This is a genomic window from Rhodocaloribacter litoris, from assembly GCF_011682235.2.
GTDB lineage: Bacteria > Bacteroidota > Rhodothermia > Rhodothermales > ISCAR-4553 > Rhodocaloribacter > Rhodocaloribacter litoris.
Genome location: NZ_CP076718.1, coordinates 2,073,594 through 2,093,952 on the forward strand (window position 1 = coordinate 2,073,594; position 20,359 = coordinate 2,093,952).

General features: G+C 69.1%; 13 protein-coding genes, 1 tRNA gene and 2 pseudogenes. 5 read left to right on the plus strand and 11 right to left on the minus strand.

The features are described 5' to 3' along the window. Positions 1–9: 9 nt before the first annotated feature. A complete protein-coding gene (locus GQ464_RS08600; protein WP_166978765.1) occupies positions 10–1,317 on the plus strand; it encodes a dipeptidase in 1,308 nt (435 codons plus the stop codon). A 75-nt stretch (positions 1,318–1,392) separates the two neighbouring features. Here the strand turns inward: GQ464_RS08600 and GQ464_RS08605 are convergent, their stop codons facing one another. The 4 genes from GQ464_RS08605 to GQ464_RS08620 form a co-directional block, all read right to left on the minus strand. Beyond that, entirely contained in the window at positions 1,393–1,998 is a 606-nt protein-coding gene (locus GQ464_RS08605) for an AAA family ATPase (protein WP_166978767.1), read from the minus strand. Next, positions 1,962–2,564, minus strand: a complete 603-nt coding sequence (gene pnuC / locus GQ464_RS08610) for a nicotinamide riboside transporter PnuC (protein WP_228350732.1) — start codon at positions 2,562–2,564, stop codon at positions 1,962–1,964. Before pnuC ends, GQ464_RS08605 begins: the two co-directional genes overlap by 37 nt. Positions 2,565–2,697: 133 nt before the next feature. Further along, positions 2,698–4,524, minus strand: coding sequence for a translational GTPase TypA (typA, locus tag GQ464_RS08615; protein ID WP_166978771.1), 1,827 nt, complete (start codon positions 4,522–4,524; stop codon positions 2,698–2,700). Between the two features lie 163 nt (positions 4,525–4,687). Continuing rightward, positions 4,688–7,114, minus strand: a complete 2,427-nt coding sequence (locus tag GQ464_RS08620; protein ID WP_166978773.1) for a S9 family peptidase — start codon at positions 7,112–7,114, stop codon at positions 4,688–4,690. A gap of 212 nt (positions 7,115–7,326) precedes the next feature. Here GQ464_RS08620 and GQ464_RS08625 point away from each other — a divergent pair, with 212 nt between their 5' ends. Beyond that, complete coding sequence (locus GQ464_RS08625; protein ID WP_262899692.1) at positions 7,327–8,574, plus strand: CapA family protein; 1,248 nt, start codon at positions 7,327–7,329, stop codon at positions 8,572–8,574. A 126-nt stretch (positions 8,575–8,700) separates the two neighbouring features. On the opposite strand, the gene GQ464_RS08630 is transcribed toward GQ464_RS08625, so the two are convergent. The 3 genes from GQ464_RS08630 to GQ464_RS08640 form a co-directional block, all read right to left on the minus strand. Beyond that, entirely contained in the window at positions 8,701–11,178 is a 2,478-nt protein-coding gene (locus tag GQ464_RS08630; protein WP_166978775.1) for a serine/threonine-protein kinase, read from the minus strand. A 4-nt stretch (positions 11,179–11,182) separates the two neighbouring features. Then, positions 11,183–11,746, minus strand: coding sequence for an ECF-type sigma factor (locus GQ464_RS08635; protein WP_166978777.1), 564 nt, complete (start codon positions 11,744–11,746; stop codon positions 11,183–11,185). A gap of 549 nt (positions 11,747–12,295) precedes the next feature. Continuing rightward, a complete protein-coding gene (locus GQ464_RS08640) occupies positions 12,296–13,978 on the minus strand; it encodes an AAA family ATPase (protein ID WP_166978779.1) in 1,683 nt (560 codons plus the stop codon). A 501-nt stretch (positions 13,979–14,479) separates the two neighbouring features. Between GQ464_RS08640 and GQ464_RS19190 the strand changes: the two are divergent. The 3 genes and pseudogenes from GQ464_RS19190 to GQ464_RS08650 all read left to right on the plus strand — a co-directional run. Then, positions 14,480–15,973 (plus strand): annotated as a pseudogene (locus GQ464_RS19190) (LAGLIDADG family homing endonuclease); the annotation flags it as partial. A gap of 12 nt (positions 15,974–15,985) precedes the next feature. Beyond that, positions 15,986–17,893: pseudogene (gene uvrB, locus GQ464_RS19195) on the plus strand (excinuclease ABC subunit UvrB); the annotation flags it as partial. Positions 17,894–18,043: 150 nt separating this feature from the next. Further along, positions 18,044–18,133: transfer RNA gene (locus GQ464_RS08650), tRNA-Ser, on the plus strand. Positions 18,134–18,362: 229 nt separating this feature from the next. Here the strand turns inward: GQ464_RS08650 and GQ464_RS08655 are convergent. The 4 genes from GQ464_RS08655 to GQ464_RS08670 form a co-directional block, all read right to left on the minus strand. Then, positions 18,363–18,599, minus strand: coding sequence for a sigma factor-like helix-turn-helix DNA-binding protein (locus tag GQ464_RS08655; protein ID WP_166978781.1), 237 nt, complete (start codon positions 18,597–18,599; stop codon positions 18,363–18,365). Positions 18,600–18,655: 56 nt separating this feature from the next. Continuing rightward, the gene (locus GQ464_RS08660; RefSeq protein WP_166978783.1) at positions 18,656–18,916 is read right to left on the minus strand and encodes a hypothetical protein; all 261 of its coding nucleotides are present in this window, start codon (positions 18,914–18,916) and stop codon (positions 18,656–18,658) included. 57 nt (positions 18,917–18,973) lie between these two features. Next, positions 18,974–19,378, minus strand: a complete 405-nt coding sequence (locus GQ464_RS08665) for a hypothetical protein (protein ID WP_166978785.1) — start codon at positions 19,376–19,378, stop codon at positions 18,974–18,976. Between the two features lie 444 nt (positions 19,379–19,822). Continuing rightward, positions 19,823–20,098 (minus strand): hypothetical protein, encoded by a 276-nt coding sequence (locus GQ464_RS08670; RefSeq protein WP_166978787.1) that lies wholly within the window; start codon positions 20,096–20,098, stop codon positions 19,823–19,825. Positions 20,099–20,359 lie beyond the last annotated feature (261 nt).

A 20,359-nucleotide genomic window follows, 5' to 3' on the forward strand; every position in this document is an offset into this window, starting at 1 on the left:
CCGTTCGCCATGATCCGCCTCCTGCTCGTGATGTCGCTGAGCGTCCTGCCCGTGACGGCCTGCCGGAGCCAGCAACCGGAGGCCGATCCGTCCACGAGCACCACTCCGCCGCCGGCCACAGACACGACCGGCGCCACGGACGGCGGCGCGATCGCCCTGCCTGCCTGGCGGCAGCACCTGCTCCTGCGCGAGGATGAGCGCTGGGCGGAGGCCCTGCGCATCCACTTCAACGCGCTCGTCGTCGACGGGCATGTGGATACGCCCATGCACCTGCTCGACGGGTACGAGCTGGGCCGGCGGCACCGGGCCTTCGAGGCGCACATCGACCTGCCGCGCCTGTTCGAGGGCGGGCTCGACGCCGCCTTTTTTTCGATCTACGTGCCGGCGGCGCTGGGAGAAGGTGCGGCGGCCGTGCGCCGGGCCCGGGCAATGATCGCCGAGGTCCGGCGGCAGGTCGCCGCCCTTGCGGACAGCGTCGAGATGGCCTTTTCGGCCGCCGACGTGCGGCGCATCACGCGGGCCGGCAAGAAGGCGGTGCTGCTCGGGCTGGAAGGCGGGCATGCCCTGGCTGCCTCGCCGGACACGCTCGCCGCCCTTTATGCCGCCGGCATCCGCTACGTCACGCTCACCCACGTCAACACGAACGCCTGGGCCGACGCCTCCCAGACGCCGCCCCGCCACGGCGGCCTCAACGAGCTGGGACGCACCATGATCCGCACGATGAACCGCCTCGGCGTGCTCGTGGACCTCTCCCACACCGCCGATGCCACCTTCTACGATGCCCTGGCCGTGAGCGAGGCCCCGGTGATCCTGTCGCACTCCTCGACGCGCGCCCTCACCGACGTCGTCCGCAACGCCTCCGACGACATGCTCCGCGCCCTGGCCACGCACGGCGGCGTCATCCTGATCAACTTTCACGAGCCGTCGGTCAACCGCCACCTGACGCCGGAAGTGATGGACGAGGTGTACCGCCGGCTGGGCGGGCGCACGGGCGACCTGCGCGGCCTCTGGAACACCATCGCCGAGGTGCGGCGCGAGCGGGGCCTGCCCCGGGCCACCCTCGACGACGTCCTCGCCCACATCGACCACGCCGTGCGCGTGGCCGGCATCGACCACGTCGGCCTCGGCTCCGACTTCGACGGGGCACCCATGCCTGCCGGCCTCGACGACGTCACCCGCCTGCCCTGGATCACCTACGGCCTGCTCCGGCGCGGCTACACCGAAACCGACCTCTACAAACTCCTTGGCGGCAACGTGCTGCGCGTGCTCGAAGCTGCCGAAACGACCGCCCGCCGTATGGCCGCCTCGCCCGAATGAACCGCACGGCGGGCGAAGCCGTGTGGAGGCTCGAGGGCGGTCCCGGCCCGGTCGTGGCACGGTGCGCCAGGCGGGCTACAGGCTCCCCGGCGGCAACGTGCTGCGCGTGCCCGAAGCCGCCGAAACGACCGCCGGGCCCAGCAACCGGTCCACAGCGGCCACGGCGGTGCGGAAGCGCACTTCGGGCGGGCCGGCCACGCGGACGAACGGCACGCCGCGCCGCAGCAGCTCAGCCTCGAACTGCCGCTGGAAGAACACCCGGGCTTCGGGGCCGTCGCGCTGCCCGGGGTCGGGCACCCACGGGATGTCGTCGGCCAGGAGCAGGTACAGGTCGCCCTGGTGTTCGTACGAGGCGGCGCGGACCCACGCCGGGCAGGTGCCGAAGAAGTGGGTCTGGTAGAGGACGGTCGAGATCAGGTCCGTGTCGAGGAAGAGGACGCGGCGCGCGCGGGGCCGCAGGGCCGCCACGGAGGCCAGGTGCCCCCGGGCGATGGCGTCCACGTCGTGCGCCTCGGGCAGTGCTCCCTTCTCGTCGACGAACCGCCGGAGGTACTCGGGCACCCAGACGGTGCCGTAGTGGCCAGCCAGCCGGCGGGCCAGCGTCGTCTTGCCGGTGGATTCGGCCCCGGTGAGCACGACCCGCTTCAGGCCGGCTCCGGCGCGGGCATCGTCCTTTTCCATGCGAAGTAGCCCGTCGTGGCGAGGACCAGGTAGAGGGCAAAGAGCACCGAGGTCAGGTACAGCCCCTTGTACACGTAGATGAACACATAGAGCGTGTCCACAGCGATCCAGAGGAGCCAGTTCTCCAGGATCTTGCGGGCCGTCATCCAGGTGGCAACGAGGCTGAAGACGGTGGTGGCCGAGTCCCAGTAGGGCAGGTCGGCGTCGGTGAAGCGGGCCAGGAGGTAGCCCATCAGGGCGGTGCCGGCAAGGCCGAGCAGGGCCGCGACGGCCGCCTGCCGTCTGGCGAGGCGCACCACCGGGGCCTCGCCGTCGTCCCGGCCGCCGTGAAGCCAGTAGTACCAGCCGTAGAGCGAGAGGCCGATGTAGAAGACCTGCAGGCCCATGTCCGCATAGAGCCGTACCTCCCAGAAGACGATGAGGTACGCCGTCACGCTGACGAGGCCGGCGGGCCAGCACCAGACGTTCTGCCGGATGTTGAGGAGAACGTAGAGCAGGCCGGCCGTGAAGCCGACCACCTCCAGCAGGTTGAACCCCTTGATGAACAGCTCCTGAAACAGCTCCACGGCGGCCCGGTGGCTTTGAAAGCAGGCAGGTGCGGAAATTAAGCCTGCAGGATACGAGCGTTCCCCTTTACCCTTCATGCCACGAAGGCACGAAGACACAAAGAGGCGGGCTTTTCTCCTGCCTGTTGACGCCCTACGCCTCCGCCTTCCGGCTCAGGGCGTGTTTCTTGCGCTCGTGCGGGTCGAGGTGGCGCTTGCGCAGGCGGATCGACCGGGGCGTCACCTCGATCAGCTCGTCCTCGCGGATGAACTCGATGGCCTCTTCGAGCGAGAGGCGGCGCGGGGGCACCAGCTTCTCGAAGGCGTCGGCCGAGGCGGCCCGCATGTTGGTCAGCTTCTTCTCCTTCGTGACGTTCACCTCCAGGTCCACGTCGCGGCTGTTCTCGCCCACGATCATGCCGGCGTAGACGTCGTCGCCGGGGGCGACGAACAGCTCGCCGCGCTCCTGCAGGCCGAGCACGGCATAGGCCGTCACCTTGCCGGGGCGGTCGGCCACGAGGGCGCCGGTGGTGCGGTGCACGATCTCGCCGGCCACCGGGCGGAAGCGGTCGAAAAGGTGGGTCAGGATGCCGGTGCCCTTGGTGTCGGTCAGGAACTCGGTGCGGTAGCCGATGAGGCCGCGGCTCGGGATCTCGAATTCCAGGCGCACGCGCCCGCTGCCGTGGTTGACCATCTTCGTCATGATGCCCTTGCGCAGGCCCATCTTCTGCACCACCACCCCCATGAATTCCTCGGCCACGTCGATCAGGGCGATCTCGAAGGGCTCATGCTTCTTGCCGTCGATCTCCTTGATGATGACCTGGGGCATGCCGACGGTGAACTCATAGCCCTCGCGGCGCATCTGTTCGATGAGGATGGCCATCTGCAGCTCGCCCCGCCCGTAGACGAGGAAGCGGTCCGGCGAGTCGGTTTCCTCGATGCGCATGGCCAGGTTGTTTTCGGCCTCTTTGAGGAGCCGGTCCCGCAGGTTGCGCGAGGTGACGTACTGGCCTTCGCGCCCGCTGAAGGGGCCGTCGTTGATGCGGAACTCCATCGACATCGTCGGTTCGTCGACGTGGAGGGGGGGCAGCGGCTGCGGGGTTTCAGCGTCGGCCAGGCTCTCGCCCAGCCCGATGCCGGTCATGCCGGCGACGGCCACGATCTCGCCCGGCCCGGCGGCTTCCACCTCCACGCGCTGGAGGCCTTCGTAGACGTAGAGGGCCGTCACCTCGGCGCGGGTGATGTGGCCGTCGCGGTGGCAGAGGCTCACGCGCCGGCGGTTGCGGAGGGTGCCCTGCATGACGCGCCCGATGGCCAGCGGCCCCCGGTAGGGATCCGGCTGCACGTTGGTGACGAGCACCTGGAGCGGGGCCGCCGGATCGCCCGCAGGGGGCGGGATGTGCCGGAGGATGGCGTCGAAGAGCGGGCGCAGGTCGGTCAGCGGGGCGTCCAGTTCCGCCGTGCACTGCCCGTCGCGGGCGACGGCAAAGAGGACGGGGAACTCGATCTGATGCTCGTCGGCGTCGAGGTCGATGAACAGGTCGTAGACCTCGTCGAGCACCTCGCGGGGGCGGGCGTCCTGGCGGTCGATCTTGTTGATGACCACGATGGCGGGCAGCCCCAGCGCCAGCGCCTTCGAGAGGACGAAGCGGGTCTGCGGCAGCGGCCCCTCGGCGGCGTCGACGAGCAACATGATACCGTCGACCATGCGGAGCGTGCGCTCGACCTCGCCGCCGAAGTCGGCATGCCCCGGTGTGTCGACGATGTTGATCTTGACGCCCTCGTACGTGACGGCCGTGTTCTTGGCCATGATGGTGATGCCCTTCTCGCGCTCGAGGTCCATCGAGTCCATCACGCGCTCCTGCACCTCCTGATTGGCGCGGAAGGTGCCGCTCTGCCAGAGCATGGCATCGACGAGGGTGGTCTTGCCGTGATCGACGTGGGCGACGATGGCGATGTTGCGCAGGCGGGTCGGGTTCATAGCCGGTTCGTGTAAAAAACGGACGGCCCGCGCCGGCGAGCCGCCCGGAGGGAAAGCGGGGAAGAAGGGGGAAGGCGGGCGTTTCTTTCGCGCAGCGGGCGTGCAGGTTCCACCCCGCCGTGCGAAATCTCGGTGAGCAGGGCTCCCGGCCGGCGGGGATGGCTCACTCGCCCGCCGGGACGGGCACGCCGCTTCGGGGACCCACCGTCGCTTCGATGTACTTGAGGATGCGGCGGTACTCGTCGGTCCAGCTCGCCGGTTCGGTGAAGCCGTGGTTCTCGACCGGGTAGACGGCCATCTCCCAGCCTTCCTTGCCGAGCTCGATGAGCCGCTGGGCCAGGCGAACGACGTCCTGGAACTGCACGTTGGTGTCCACCATGCCGTGCGCGATCAGGAGCGGGTCCTCGAGCCCTTCGGCGAAGTAGATGGGCGAGGAGCGGGCGTAGGCGAGCGAGTCCTCGACGGGCGTGTTCAGGATGTTGGACGTATAGGTGTGGTTGTAGTGGGCCCAGTCGGTGACGGCGCGGAGGGCGGCCCCGCCGCCGAAGTGCTCGGGCTCGGTGAAGAGGGCCATCAGCGTGATGAAGCCGCCGTAGGAGCCGCCGTAGATGAAGATGCGCTCGGGGGGGATGCCGTAGGCCTGCCCGAGGTAGCGAGCGGCGTCGACGTAGTCCTGCAGGTCGCGCCCGCCCATGTGGCGGTAGATGGCCGTGCGCCAGTCGCGCCCGTAGCCGGCCGAGGCGCGGTAGTCCACGTTCATCACGTAATAGCCGCGCTCGACGAGCAGGTTGTGGAACATGTACTCGCGGAAGTAGCTGCTCCAGCCTTTATGGACGTTCTGCAGGTAGCCCGCGCCGTGGACGAACAGGACGGCCCCGCCGTTGGGCGCCTCGGGAACGAAGAGCTGGGCGGGGACGGCGGCGCCGTCGGAGGCCTCGAAGCGGATGATCTCGCCCGTGCGCCAGGGGTAGGCGGCCCACGCCTCCGTCGGTGAATGGGTCAGGCGCCGGGGCGCGTCTCCGGGCGTCTGGAAGAACAGGTCGGGCGGGCGGTTGGTGAACGAGTAGCGGTTGGCCATCCGCCGCTCGTCCGGTGCGAGGGCGACCTCGTTGAAGCCCTCCATCGTGGTCAGCCGGGTGCGCGGCCCGCCGTCGACCGGCATCCGGTAGAAGTGTCGCTCGAAGGGCGAGCCCTCGCTGCTGGTGAAGAACCAGGTGCGGCCGTCGCGGGAGAGCATCGGGTCGAACACCTCGAACGGCCCGTCGGTGAGCTGGCGGACCTCGCCCGTGGCGACGTCGACGGTGTAGAGGTGGCTGTAGCCGGTGCGCTCGCTCTGGAAGAAGAAGCGGCGGTTGTCCGGGAGCCAGCCCAGGGTGCTGCGGCCGCCGAACCACGAGATGCCCGGCCCGGCGATCCAGGCCTCGTCCGTCTGCCGGTCGAGCACCGCCAGCGTGGCCGTTTCGGGGTCGAGGCGGGCAATCCAGCGGTCCTTGTTGTCGCGCGTGCGCACTTCCACGACGGCATAGCGACCGTCGCCGCTCCAGTACGGGCCGTAGGCGTAGAGCAGCCGCTCCTTCTTCGACGAGTCGGGCTGCACGCCTTCGTCGCGCCGGTGGGCGGGGACGACGTCGTAGGCGCCGGGAAGCCGGTAGAGGTCCACGGCGTAGGTGGTGTCGCGCGCGAGGTCCTGCACGTACAACTCGGCGCGGGCGCCGGGCACGCCCACCTTGGCGCGGGCCGTCAGGTCCTCGGCATAGCCGCTCTCGGTGACGTAGTTCTGCACGAGCGTGGGCTTGCGCGGGGCCTCGTCGGAGAGGACGAACGTGACGAAGCGGCCGGTGGGGTCGAGCCGGAGCTGGCTCAGGTTCCGGTCGCCCAGGTAGAAGGTGGGCGGCGGGTCGTCGGCGCGGCGGTCGCGCTCCCGGGCCTTTTCGCGGGCCTCGCGCTCCTCCTTCTGCTTGCGAAGGTAGTCGAACAGGTGGAGCTGCTGCGCGCGGAGGAAGGCATCCTGTGCATCCGGGTCGGCGTCTTTCGGGGCCTTGCCCTTGCGCAGGTCGGTCAGCTGCCGGAGCGCGCCGGTGGCCAGGTCGAGAAGGAACAGGTTGTCGTCGCGGACGAAGACGACGCCGGTGCCGTCCGGGGTGAAGCGGGGGTCGCTTTCCTGCTCGCGGGTGTCGGTCAGCCGGGTGCGGGTGCGGCGCTGGCGGTCGTAGAGGAAGAGGTCGCCATCGTGTTCGTAGACCTTGCGCCGGAAGGCCGCGTCGTAGACGTGCTCGCCGTGATGCCACCCGTCGAAGCGCGGGTCACGCAGCACCCGGCGGCGCTCGTCGGGAGGCACTTGCTCCGGCGTGTTGCCCTCGCGGGTGACCCGGTAGAGCGAGTCGGCGGGGAACCGGCCCTGCGGGTTCCACCAGAAGTAGAGCGTCGTGCCGTCCTCGGACCACCAGGGGCTTGAGGGGCTGTCGCCGACCCACGAGGCGGGGTCCTGCATGATCTGCTCGACGGTGAGCGGCACGGGCTGGGCCGTCGCCTGTATAACGCAAACAAGGGCCGGTAGCAAAAAGGCGAGAAGGATGACAGGGAAACGCATGGGCGGGCAGGGCCTGGTGTAGGGAAAATAGAGACGGGGAATAAAGATACGGGATCGCCGGGCTATGGGCTACCGGCCGGCCGACTGCCACAACCCGGCCTCGGCCCTTCGGGACTCCTGTCATTGTTCGTATCATGGGTTTCGCAGGATGTGTTTTGTTGTGCGCCCGCTGGATCGCGCGCAGATTTGCGGGATGAACAGGGTGGCCCGGGATGCATGCTTTGACACGGCGAACCTTTCTGATGCGGAGCAGCGTGGCGTGCCTGGGGCTTGCGCTTTCGGCTCCGGAGAACATGGTGCGTGGAGAAAGCGCGGCCGTCTTCGACAGCCATGCGGGTACGTCCTCCCGGGACCGGCCGCTCACGCTTTTTCTGGCCGGGGACGTCATGACGGGACGGGGGGTCGATCAGATCCTACCGCACCCGGTGGATCCCCGGCTGCACGAGGCGTACGTGAAGCGGGCGGACACGTACGTGCGGCTGGCCGAGGCGAAGCACGGGCGGATCCCCACCCCGGTGCCGTACCCCTACGTCTGGGGGGAAGCCCTCGACGAACTGGCACGGGTCCGTCCGGATGCCCGGATCGTCAACCTGGAGACGGCCGTCACCACGAGCAACGACTGGTGGCGCGGCAAGGGCATCCACTACCGGATGCACCCTGCCAACGTCCCCGTTCTCACGGCTGCCGACCTCGACGTCTGCGTGCTGGGCAACAACCACGTCATGGACTGGGGCCACACCGGGCTCCGGGAAACGCTGGCCGTGCTGCGTGCGGCGGGCCTGCGCACGGCCGGTGCAGGCCTCGACCGGGAGGAGGCGGCTGCACCGGCGGTGCTCGAGACCCGGACCGGGCGGGTGCTGGTCTTCTCCTACGGTACCCCGGACGCGGGCGTGCCACCGGCATGGGCAGCCGGGACGAATCGGCCCGGTGTCAACCTGCTCCCGGCGCTCGACGCCCGGGGTGCCCGGCAGGTCATCGACGCGGTCCGGACCCACCGGCACACGGGGGATCGGGTCGTCGTCTCCCTCCACTGGGGTGCCAACTGGGGCTATGCCATCCCACCGGCACAGCGGGACTTCGCCCACCGGCTCGTGGACGCGGGCGCCGCCGATGTCATCCACGGGCATTCCTCACACCATCCGAAAGGCATCGAGGTCTACCGGCGCCGGCCCATCCTCTATGGTGCCGGCGACCTGATCAACGACTACGAGGGGATCGAAGGTTACGAGGCATTCCGGAGCAACCTGAGGCTTCTGTATTTCCCGGCGCTGGACGAGAACGGGGCACTCCTCTCACTCGAGATGGTGCCGGTGCAGATACGTCGTTTCCGGCTGGAGCGTGCTCCGGAGGCGGCGGTCCACTGGCTGGCGGAGGTGCTGGATCGGGAAAGCCGCCGGTTTGGCACCCGGGTCGAGGTGACGCCTCGAGGCCGCCTGGCGCTGCGCTGGAACACCCCGTGAGCCCACAATTAACGTCCGAAGTACCTGCGGCATCAACGTCTTTGACGAACGCTATAGCAGTCCGGCGAACGTGGATGGCCGCGGCCGGACGATGGCGTTCACCGCTCCAAGCTTCTTGTGCTGCAGTCAGTACCCGGTTTTCCGCAAGGCCAGCAGGGTCGCCCGCCGCGCCCGGGCCGTCCGGGTCAGCGGATCGTCCGGCCCCCGCAAGGCCAGCAGGCGCTCGTAGCCCGTCGTCAGGAGCGTGTCGGCCTCGGCGAAGCGCCCGAGGGCGGCCAGGCAGGCGCCCAGCGACACCCGCGTGTCGGCCACGCGCCAGTGGTCCGGCCCCAGCAGGCGCTCGCGCTGGGCCAGGCCCTCGCGAAGGAACGGTTCGGCCTCGGCGGGCTGCCCCGCCTCCAGCAGGGCCAGTCCCAGCCCCACCAGGGCGCGGGCCTGCTGCAGATGCGGCGCCGGCAGCACGTCCCGCTGTATCGCCAGGGCCCGGCGATACAGCCCCGCCGCCTCGTCGTATGCGCCCTTCTTCATCACCGCGGCGGCGACGTTCATGAGGCTCACGGCCACGGCGGGATGCCGGGCGCCGAGGCGCGCCTCGCGGAGAGCGAGGGCCTGCCGGTGCAGGGCTTCGGCCCGGTCCCGGTTCCCCGTCTCCAGCGCCAGAAAACCGAGGTGGTGAAGCGTGGTCGCCTCATCGAGCGGCGACGCGTCCGGATGGGCCCGGTGCAGGGCGAGCGCCGCTTCGAGGTACGCCCGCGCCTCGTCCGTCCGGTCCTGATCGCGCAGCACGGCCCCCAGGTTTTGCAGTACCCGGGCCATCCCCGCACCTCCGGGGTCCACGCGCTGCCAGATGCGCAGGGCCGCCCGGTAGTGTGCCTCCGCTCCGGCGAGCTGCCCCTGGTCGTGCAGCACGATGGCCAGGTTGTTCAGCGTGCGGGCCACGTCGAGGTGTTGGGCATGGAGATGCCGGCGGCGCAGGGCGAGGGCCTCTTCGAGCAGCGTGCGGGCCTCTGCATAGTGGCCCAGCCGCCAGGCCAGCACCCCCCGCGTGTTGAGCGTGCCGGCCAGATCGAGCGGGGCCACGTCGCCGGTGTTCCGTTGCAGCGCCAGGGCCGTATCCAGCAGCCGGCGGGCCTCCCGGAGCTGCCCCCGGTCCATGTAGATGCCGCCGAGGGTGCTCATGAGCACGGCCCGCGTGGCCGGCTGGTCGTGCAGCGTCGATGCGATGCGCTGTGTCCCGCGCCGCAGCAGCGTGGAGACGGAGAGGGTATCCTGCCCGGGCCGGGTCGGGTCGGCGGCCCGGAAGAGGTCCTGCAGGAAGGCGGAGACCTCCTCGGCCCGGTCGCGCTCGTGCGCCAGCCGGCGGGCCTGCTCCCGGCTGGTGAAGGCGAAGCGCAGCGCGAGCACCACCAGGCTGACCATCAGCGCCAGCACCAGGGCCGTCGACGCGATGCCGGTGGGATGGCGCCGGACGAAGCAGGCCGCCCGGTAGGCCGGCGTGTCCGGGCGGGCGGTGACGGGCCTCCGCCGGAGGTACCGTTCCAGGTCGGCTGCCAGCAGGCCGGCCGTGTCGTAGCGCCGGGCGGGGTCAGGGTGGAGGGCCCGGGCCACGATGGCGCCGAGGTCGCCCGCCAGCAGGCGCCGCAGGCCGGCCCGGGTCCGCCCGCGGACGCGCGCCGCCGCCTCGGGGTCGTAGCCCTCCCCGGACCGGCACGTCGCCTCCCACTGTTCCAGCAGCACCGCCCTTCCATCCCGTGCGGGCGCCTCCGGCGCCACGGGGCCGCGAGGCCGGCATCCGACCAGCAGCTCGTGGAGCACCACCCCCAGCGCGTACACGTCGCCGGCCGGCGTGACGACCGCGCCCTGCCGTTGCTCCGGGGCCGCGTACGCCGGCGTCATGAACGACGCGCCGCTGGCCTCCCCCGCATCCTGCCCACCGGGCGACCACAGCTTCGCGATGCCGAAGTCCAGCAGGCGCACCTGCCCGTCGTTCCGGACCAGGATGTGGGCGGGCTTCAGGTCCTGATGCACGATCAGGTTGCGATGCGCATGCTGCACGGCCGCACAGACCTCCAGGAAGAGCCGGAGCCGGGCCCGCACGTCCAGCCGTTGCGCGTCGCAGTAGACGTCGATGGGCCGGCCCTCGACGTATTCCATGGCGTAATAGGGGCGGCCGTCCCGGGTCACCCCGCCGTCATAGAGCCGGGCGATGCCGGGGTGTTCCAGCCGGGCCAGCAGGTGCCGCTCCACCAGGAAGCGACGGTGGACCTCCGGCAGTGTCTTCTCCCGGGGCAGGAGTTTCAGGGCGACCCTTTTCTCGAAGTGCCCGTCGGCCCGTTCGGCCAGGTAGACCGCGCCCATGCCCCCGCGTCCCAGCAGCCGCACCAGGCGGTAGGCGCCCACCTGCCCCCCCTCACACGCCGTCTCCGCACGCCGGGCCAGCGCGTGAACCCCGATGCGGGAGGCCAGGTCCTGAAAGTAGCGTTCCGCCGTGTCGGAGCCGCCCGTGCCCGCCCCTTCGCCCTGCCCGCGCGGCTCCGGCGCCCGTTCCCGCCGCAACCAGCGCCGGAGGTGCCCGAACAGCCCGTCCTTCCTGCCGGCACCCATGGTATCACCTCTGTTCCTTGCGTCCCTCCTCGTTCAGGAGCCGGTACAGCCAGGTGGTTGCCTGGCGCCAGTCGCGCTTGACGGTGCTGGGCGAGACATCCAGGGCGGCGGCCGTCTCCTCCACGGAAAGACCGAGGAAAAAACGGCTTTCGAAGACCCGGCATTGTCGCTCGCTCCGCCGCTCCAGGTGCCCGAGCGCATCGTCGAGCGCCAGGAGCTCTTCCATGGCGTCCTCCGCCACCAGCGCCTCGGCGTCGGGGTGTACCCGCACCTGGCCGCCGCCACGACGAAGGGCCTTCTTCTTCCGGGCCTCGTTCACCAGCACCTGCCGCATGACCCGCGCCGCCAGCGCAAAAAAGTGAGCCCGGTCCTTCCACGACACGTTCCGGTCCCGCGCGAGCTTCAGGTAGGCTTCATGCACGAGCGCCGTCGTGTTGAGGGTATGGTGGCCGCACCACTGGTAGCGCTGTTGCCGGGCCAGCCGGTGCAGCTCGTCATAAATCCAGGAAAAAAGCCGGTCCAGGGCTTCCTGGTTTCCCGCTCTGGCCGCCGCGACGCAGAGCAGCATATCCTGTTGTTCCTCCATGATACCCGGCACACCCTGACGTACTGACTGCCTTCTCTATCCAGCCTCACAAGATTTTGCGCATCACGGCAGCTTCCATAAATACCGAATAGACGGGATCAAATCAAAAAAAATGATGGCTGCATGGTGCGTGCCGGGTCGTTTCGGTGTGCATACGAGTGAACCCGGCTGCGTGCCGGAAACCGCCGTATGGTCCGTGCTCCGTTCATCCTTTTCCGTCGCACCATGCCCCCCGTATTCCTGTCGGGCGGATGCGGCCGGCTGCCGCATCCCGGTTTGCCACGCACCTCCTTCTGTTTTTCCTGACGGTCCTGCTCGTTCCGTTCAGGTTCGCGACCGCCCAGGCCCTCACAATGACGCCCACCGGGGCGACGACCCCGGCGAAATGGGCGACAACCTCCCGCCCATCGACCTGGGATCCACCGTGCTCCCCGTGGAGCTGACCTGCTTCGAAGCCCTCCTCGACGGGAGCACGGTGACGCTACACCACGGAGCCGCCGGCGCGCTTGCCTTTCCGTGCCGGCCATGCACTCATACCCAGAATGAGGTATAGCCTTCTTCGAGCAGGCGGGCGGTCATCAGGCAGAGACGGGCGGCGGTGCGCGGGAAGCGAGCGCCCGGAAGGGCGTTCGGGCTGCCGGCGGCTTCCCAGTCGTCGAGCACGGCACGGGCGTCGTCCTCGGTGAAGGCGTCGCCGGTGACGGCCCAGCCGAGCAGCCCGAAGAGGGCACGGCGGAGCGGGTGGCTGCCCCCGAGCAGGCGCGGCAGCACCTTCATGTGAAGGGCCAGGTCGAGCGGGTCGACGGGCGTGCCTTCGCGGGTGCGGAAGGCGCCGGCCACCTCGGCGGCGTGGAGCACGAACAGGGCCACCTCGTCGCGCGTGCGGTAGGCCACCTGGAGCTGAGCCGGGGCGAGGTGTTCATTGGCCCCGGCCAGGACCTGCATCACCGTGGTGAGGCGCTTGCGTGTGGCCGGGTCCGGCTCGTCCAGGCCGGCGAGGCGGAGGGCCCGGGGATACCAGGCCGAGACGGGCCAGCAGGCCGGTTCGGGCACCTGTGCGGTCCCCGGTGTCCAGGCGGTCAGATCCACGTCCGAGAGTTCGAGCGTGAAGGCGCGGTCGAGCACCTTGCGGCTGAAGCCGTGGGCGCTCTCGTCCATGTTCACGGTACCCACCAGGGCGAAGTTGGGCGACAGGCGGACACCGGCCGACACGCCGGCCGCCTCCTGCAGGCCGGGCGCCAGCAGGGGCGGGCTCTCGAAGCCGCCGTGCGGGGCCGGGTGCCGGTCCTCGATCCGGCTGAGCACCTCGGCGAAGTAGTGCTCCACCCGCGCCAGGTTCATCTCGTCCACGATGCACGTCAGGTGCCGTGTGGGATGCTGCATGGCTTCCCGGGCGGCATGGAGCACCGCGCCGGGCCGAAACCGCCCCTGCAAGTCCACGTAGCCCAGCACATCGGCGCTGTCGGTCCAGTCCGGGCGGACGGGCACGAGGCGGGCGGTCCCGCCGGTACCCTCCTCGACGAGCGCCGGCAGGCGCGACTTGCCCGTGCCGGTGACGCCGGCCAGAATGACGAACGGCTTCGTGCGCAGCGCCGTCACATAGGCCGCCACCTCCCACGGCGCATAGACAAACCCCGTCGCCTCGATGTAATCGATCAATGCTTCGACCGCCGCGGCCCGGTCGAACGGCCCGGCGGCATACGGCGCGGCCGCCTCGCCCACCGCCGGTGCCGCCTCCTGCGCCTGCCGTGCCACCCGGTAGGCCTCGTACGCCTCGAACATCTTCTCCAGGTCCGTGGCCTCACGGGCCCGCACGAGGAACTCGAGCACCTTGGCATCGACGGTCGGCAGGGGGTGCACGACCTGTTGGACCACGGCCCGGAAGTCGCCCGCGTAGTCGCGCACTACGTCGAGCTTGTCGTGAAACGCCTCGAACGAGACCCAGGCTTCTTCCGAAAGCGCCACCAGGGGCCGCACCCGGAGGCGATGGGGAAAGGCGGCCCCGGGCGCCAGCGGTGTGGTGTCCTCGAAGGGCCGGCCCAGGGCCTCGAACATCCCGGCGACGACCTTGAGACCGGAAAGGTAGGCAAAGATGCGGTCGCCGGGGCGGATCTGCGCCAGCCGGGGCCGCCCCACCCGGCGCAGCGCGAACGTGCCGGTCTTCAGAAAAACCGGATAGTGCTCGGGGGAAACGGACCAGATCCAGCTCGGCATGGGCTGTGGGGCTCCGGATCGGGCGACGACGGGAAATGAGGGGTCGCGGCACGCCCGCCGACCCGCCCGCCAATATACGCTGCGCCGAAGCCGCCTGCCATCCCGCCGGCTGACACGGGGCTGTCGCAACACGGGGCTACCTTGCCGTGTTCAAGCCCCTGCCTCAACAAGCCACCGGCCCCCATGCCCCGACCCGAACCCGAACAGCGCTTCCACCTCGTCGCCGACTTCGAACCCACGGGCGACCAGCCCCGGGCCATCGCCGAGCTGACCGAGGGCCTCCGGCGCGGCGACCGGTACCAGACGCTCCTGGGGGCGACGGGCACGGGGAAGAGCGTCGGCTACGACGACCCGGTGTTCATCGTCGAGCGCCGGGGCGACACCTGGGTCCCCCGGGTCACCGCCATCGGCCCGCTGGTCGATGCGCACGTCGAACAACAGCGGCGTGAAGCCGCCGGCGAGACGGTCGTGGTGGAGGCCCCGGGCTGTTACACGCTGGCGATGGACCCGGCCACCGGCCAGACCGGCCTGTTTCCCGTGTCCGCGTTCACCCGCCACGCAGCCCCCGAGGGCATGTACCGCCTCCAGACGGCCTGTGGCCGCTGCGTAACCCTCACCGGCGACCACAACCTGTGGGTGCTGCGGGACGGTGAGCTGCGCCTCATCGAAACGGCGGAGGCGCGCCCGACCGACTACCTGCCGCTGCCCGACCAGCTTCCGACCCCGGCGGAACCCCTTACCCATCTCGACACGCTGGACGTACTGCAGAGCGAGCGGCTGTTCGTGCATGCGGCCGATGCCGTGCTGTCCTTCGTGGACGTGCAGGGGACGGGCGCCATCGCGCAGCCCATGCAAGCCGCCGGCATTCGTCACCCCTACAGCAAGCTATATGAACTGCGGGATCCCAAGCATCCCCACCGGGGCGGCATTCGCGTACATGCCTTTCGGGCCCTGCTGCAACAGACCGAGAACCTGGGCGGCGCATGGCAGCCCGACCTCGCTACGGTAGGCAGCCATCGACCGGCCAATCGGCTCCCGGCCCGCCTCGCCCTGGATCAGTCCCTGCTGCGCTTCATCGGACTGTACCTGGCTGAAGGCAACAGCCAGCGCAGGTACGTCATCCTGGCCAATCAGGACCCGACCATCCGCACCGAGATCGAGGCGACGCTGCGGCAACTCGGGCTCCCCTTCGGTATTCGCTTCGGCTCCGACTTCCAGATCTCATCGACCGCACTGACGCGGCTTCTCGGCACGCTCTGCGGCAAGACCGCCGGCCACAAGCGCCTCCCGCCCTTCTGGCCGGCGCTTTCCGATGCGCAACTCGGGGCCTTGCTACAGGCCTACTTCGATGGCGGCGGCACCGTGGGGCGTGCCCGGGAGGTATCCGTCACGACGGCCAGCGCCCGGCTCGCCTCGGACCTGCTCTATGCCTTGCTGCGCTTTGGCATCCGGGCACGCATGCGGCGGAAACGGAAGCGAGCGACCAACACCGATCACGCGGGCGCATGGTACTACCAGGTGTCGATCTCCGGTCAGGACAACCTGCGCCGCTTTCGGGACCACATCGGCTTTTCCATAGACCGAAAGCAGCAGGCCCTCGCACGGCAGATCGGCGGCCCGGGCAACTCGAACGTGGACGTGATCCCCATCCGGGGCATGGACCTTCGCCGCCTCCGGAACCAGCTCCACATGCCGGCCCGCATCCTGGGCCGGCGCGTCGGGGTCTCCCGCAGCGCCGTCCAGGCCTATGAGCGCGAGCAACGCCGTCCCACCCGCCCCGTCCTGCGCCGGATGCTGGCCGCCCTCGCCGAGGAAGCACGACACAGAGAGGATCTTCCGGACGCCTGGCATCAGACCTGGCACCGGCTCCACCGGCTCACCCATGTGCGCTGGACCCCCGTAGCCAGGGTGGAACGGGTGCGCTACCCGCATCCCTACGTCTACGACTTCACCGTACCCGGCCCCGAGACGTTCCTGGCCGGGCACGGTGGCCTGTTCGTGCACAACACCTTCACCATCGCTAACGTCATCGCCAACGTGAACCGCCCCACGCTGGTGATGAGCCACAACAAGACGCTGGCGGCCCAGCTCTACGGCGAGTTCAAACAGCTCTTCCCCGACAACGCCGTCGAGTTCTTCATCTCCTACTACGACTATTACCAGCCCGAGGCCTACATCGTCCACTCGGACACCTACATCGAGAAGGACATGGCCATCAACGACCGGATCGACCGGCTGCGGCTGCGGGCCACGAGTGCGCTCGTCTCGGGCCGGCGGGACGTGATCGTGGTGGCCTCCGTCTCGTGCATCTACGGCCTGGGCTCGCCCGACGAATACCGGGCGCAGATCGTGCAGCTCCAGCCCGGCCAGGAGATCGAGCGCAACGCGCTGCTGCACCGCCTCGTGCAGATCTATTACAACCGCAACGACGTGGCCTTCGAGCCCGGCACCTTCCGCGTGCGCGGCGACGTGGTGGACGTCTTCCCCGCCTACCTGGACGACCTGGCCTACCGCATCGCCTTCTGGGGCGACGAGATCGAGGCCCTCACCGTCTTCGACCCGCTCACCGGCGAGACGCTCCGCGAGGAGGCGTTCCTGACGATCTACCCGGCCAAGATCTTCGTCACGCCGGAAGACCAGATGGCGCGGGCCATCGCCTCGATCGAGGAGGAGCTGCGCTGGCGCCTGGCCGTGCTGCGCGAGGAGGGGCGCGTGGTGGAGGCCCAGCGCCTCGAACAGCGCACCCTGTTCGACATCGAGATGATGAAAGAGGTGGGCTACTGCGCCGGCATCGAGAACTACTCGCGCCACCTCTCCGGGCGCAGGCCGGGCGAGCGTCCCTACTGCCTCTTCGACTACTTCCCCGATGACTTCCTGCTCGTCGTCGACGAGAGCCACGTCACCATCCCGCAGGTGCGGGCCATGTACAACGGCGACCGCGCCCGCAAGCTGACGCTCGTCGAGCACGGCTTCCGCCTGCCCTCGGCCCTCGACAACCGCCCCATGACGTTCGAAGAGTTCGAGGCGGCCCACCACCAGGTCATCTTCGTCAGCGCCACCCCGGGCGATTACGAACTGGAAAAGAGCGGCGGCGTCTTCGTCGAGCAGGTCATCCGCCCCACCGGCATCCCGGACCCCGAGGTAGAGGTACGCCCCACCGAACACCAGATCGACGACCTCCTCGACGAGATCCGCGCCGTCGTCGAGCACAACCAGCGGGTGCTGGTGACCACACTCACCAAGCGCATGGCCGAAGACCTGACCGACTACCTGGACTCCTTCGGCGTGCGCGTCCGCTACCTGCACGCCGACATCGACGCCCTCGAACGGGTCGAGATCCTGCGCGACCTGCGCCTGGGCAACTTCGACGTGCTTGTGGGCGTCAACCTCCTGCGCGAAGGGCTCGACCTGCCCGAGGTGGCGCTGGTGGCCATCCTCGACGCCGACAAGGAGGGCTTCCTCCGCAGCGACCGCTCCCTCATCCAGACGGCCGGCCGCGCCGCCCGCAATGCGGCCTCGAAGGTCATCCTCTATGCCGACACCGTCACCGGCTCGATGCAGCGGATGATCGACGAGACGAACCGCCGCCGCGCCCTCCAGCTCGCCTACAACGCCGAGCACGGCATCACCCCGAAGACGGTCTACAAGAGCCGCGAGCAGATCCTGCGGGGCACCGTCATCGCCGAGGCCAAGTACGACGACGAGGGCGGTCCGTCCTCCCGCTACTATGCCGAGCCCGAGACCCCGGCCCTCGTGGCCGACCCCGTGGCCCGCTACCTGACCGACGACCAGAAACGCGACCTGATCGAACAGCTCCGGCGCGAGATGCTCGAGGCCGCCGAGAACCTGGAGTTCGAACGCGCCGCCGAGCTGCGCGACAGCATCGCCCAGCTCGAGGCCCAGCTGGAGTCGTAGCCCCGCCGCAACGCTTTGCGCATTTTTGTCGAAAAGGCCCCTTGTCCGGGCACGGGCCCGTCCTGCCGCCCGGCGACGATGCCATGCCCCGGTTGCGTGCCGGAACAAGACGCCCTATATTTGCCGTTCCACGAGCGAAATGCTCTCTTCGGAGAGGTGGGTGAGTGGCTGAAACCACCGGTTTGCTAAACCGGCGTACGTCGAACAGACGTACCGAGGGTTCGAATCCCTCCCTCTCCGCAACCCTTTATCCAAAAGCCTTGCAAAAACAGGCATTTACGACAATCGACAAAACCGCCTCCGCAAGGTATCCGCAAGGTTTTTACCTGCAAAACGGCCGCTCCGGCACCAGCCAGGGCGGCCGTTTTTGCGTCTCTGCGGGCATACCCCCACCCCCCCTTGATGTGGATGCGTGTACGTAGTGCCCCCGCGCCGGTCCCCACGGCCAGGTCGCAGAGATTTTACCCCCCTACCGGTACACCAGCCAGCGCGGGCCCTCACACCGCCAGCCGGCCAGCGCCACGATGCGGCATTGCAGAGCCACGTACCGCCCGCCCGCGTTACGCAGGGCCTGGCTCACGGCCCCCTGCGTAACACCCAGGCGCTCGGCCGCCTCTCGTTGCGTCAGTCCGGTACGCTCAAAGGCTTCGCGGGCCAGCGCGTGCAGGCCGGCCTCGTCAAGGATGGTAGGCTTCTTCTTGGGCATCGTCGTTACGGGTTAAGGTGAAGGGGCGGCCGGGAGGACCGGCCGCCCCGCTGTCGTCAGGCATCTTCCCCGGCCGCACGGGCCTTCGTCTCCAGGCAACGCGTCTCGATCAGCTTCAGCAGGTCGATTGCGGCCCAGATGCGCAGGTGAACCGGATCGGTCTCGGCCTCCTCCGGCTTCATCTTCCCCCCGAACGTCAGATTCTGAAACAGGACGTCCTCAGCATCGTGCAGGATGACCCGGACCTTCTTCACGTCGAGCAGCAACTCTCCGATGGCGTCTTGCATGAGCAGCTTAAGCCGTTCAGCGTCTTTCATGGCATACCTCACGGGTTAAGGTGAAGGGGCGGCCGGGAGACCGGCCGCCCCGTGTCGTTAAAACAACTGGTGCGCCTCGATGCGGGCTTCCTCCCACGTCAGCGGCTCCACGTGCTCGATGCGCGGCGTGCGCGGGTTGCGCGGCATCGGAGCCCGGTAGGACGCGTTCCGCGTCCAGTTGCGCGGGCGCGGGCGCGTAGGCCGTTTTACACGGCCCTTCATAACCCGGATGCTCTCGACGCCGTCCAGGTTGACGAAGCGGCGCCCGCCCTTCTCCACGTCCCAGACCGGGCAGAGCCCGCGGGCGGCCGGGTTGAAGCGAAACCGCTCACGCTCGGCGGCCTCCGGGTTGAAGATGCACACCATACGGCGATGCGTGCCGTCGGTGCGCTTGGTGAAGTGGACGACCAGTAACTCGCCCGCGTGGCGGCGGATCGTCTGAAGGACCTCGGTGCGTGTCATGGCAAACCTCCTTGTTTTGGGTTGAGGATCGGGCGGCGGCCACCGCCCCGTTGACTGATGGTAATATAAGCAATTGATATACTCTTGTCAATAGCAAGTGATAATTTTTTTCCATCAGCAAGCAATTAAAAAACGGGCACCTCCGACACAAGCGAAGGTGCCCGATCCTCAACCCATGCCCCGCCTACGGGTGGCCGCCCGGTCCCGGTAGGGACACGGCAGGGCAGGAGGGAACACAATATACGCAGACGCCCCGTCCGCGTCACCGTGTCCGCACCCGGGCCCGCAGGCCCCGGCGCACCTCGTCGGGCGTCAGTCCCTCACCCGGCATCTCACGGGCCTTTTAGCGTGGCATGTGTGGCATTTCAGCAGGTCCACGGCTCCCAATGTTTGCGTGCAAACAGTCACCGCCAGCCGCTCCGGCACCAGCCAGGGCGGCCCGTTTTACTTCTGTGCCGGGTCGTCCGCCACCGGCGTCGCCCGCAGCAGCTCGATAGCCTCCCCGGCCACCTCGCCGGCGGCAGACCCACCACCGATGCGCCGCGTCTCCATCACCGAGACGTTGCCATGCTTGTCCTGGTAGAGGCGCCGGGTGGTGTCACTGGAACAATGTTCCAGTGAGGACCTCAACCGAATGACGGTGGAGTGACTCACCCTGCACCTCCGTGCGATCTCCCGGTCACTCCACCGGCACCACTCCTCGTCCTGGAGCAACTTCATCACGGCGCGGCGCTTGTCGGCGCCCGTGCGGCGCCTCCTGGAGGCATGGAACGGGATTGGACAAGAGGGTTTTTTTGACGTCGCACCTCACGGGCCATTTTAGCGTGGCATGTGTGGCATGTTAGCGGGTATGCGTGCAAACAGTCACCACCCACGGGCGGCTCCTCCGGCGGATCACCTCCACGGGCGGCGGCGTCTCCGTGTGGCCCTCCGGCGGGTCCGGCCACCGGCAACGGCCACCGCCGGGACGGTGCGGCCAGT

Bases quoted from the DNA above. Each gene is read 5' to 3' on its own strand.
- GQ464_RS08600 (WP_166978765.1), top strand. From the start codon at position 10: ATGATCCGCCTCCTGCTCGTGATGTCGCTGAGCGTCCTGCCCGTGACG.
- GQ464_RS08605 (WP_166978767.1), bottom strand. From the start codon at position 1,998: ATGGAAAAGGACGATGCCCGCGCCGGAGCCGGCCTGAAGCGGGTCGTG.
- typA (WP_166978771.1), bottom strand. From the start codon at position 4,524: ATGAACCCGACCCGCCTGCGCAACATCGCCATCGTCGCCCACGTCGAT.
- GQ464_RS08620 (WP_166978773.1), bottom strand. From the start codon at position 7,114: ATGCGTTTCCCTGTCATCCTTCTCGCCTTTTTGCTACCGGCCCTTGTT.
- GQ464_RS08625 (WP_262899692.1), top strand. From the start codon at position 7,327: ATGCATGCTTTGACACGGCGAACCTTTCTGATGCGGAGCAGCGTGGCG.
- GQ464_RS08630 (WP_166978775.1), bottom strand. From the start codon at position 11,178: ATGGGTGCCGGCAGGAAGGACGGGCTGTTCGGGCACCTCCGGCGCTGG.
- GQ464_RS08635 (WP_166978777.1), bottom strand. From the start codon at position 11,746: ATGCTGCTCTGCGTCGCGGCGGCCAGAGCGGGAAACCAGGAAGCCCTG.
- GQ464_RS08640 (WP_166978779.1), bottom strand. From the start codon at position 13,978: ATGCCGAGCTGGATCTGGTCCGTTTCCCCCGAGCACTATCCGGTTTTT.
- GQ464_RS08655 (WP_166978781.1), bottom strand. From the start codon at position 18,599: ATGCCCAAGAAGAAGCCTACCATCCTTGACGAGGCCGGCCTGCACGCG.
- GQ464_RS08660 (WP_166978783.1), bottom strand. From the start codon at position 18,916: ATGAAAGACGCTGAACGGCTTAAGCTGCTCATGCAAGACGCCATCGGA.
- GQ464_RS08665 (WP_166978785.1), bottom strand. From the start codon at position 19,378: ATGACACGCACCGAGGTCCTTCAGACGATCCGCCGCCACGCGGGCGAG.
- GQ464_RS08670 (WP_166978787.1), bottom strand. From the start codon at position 20,098: ATGAAGTTGCTCCAGGACGAGGAGTGGTGCCGGTGGAGTGACCGGGAG.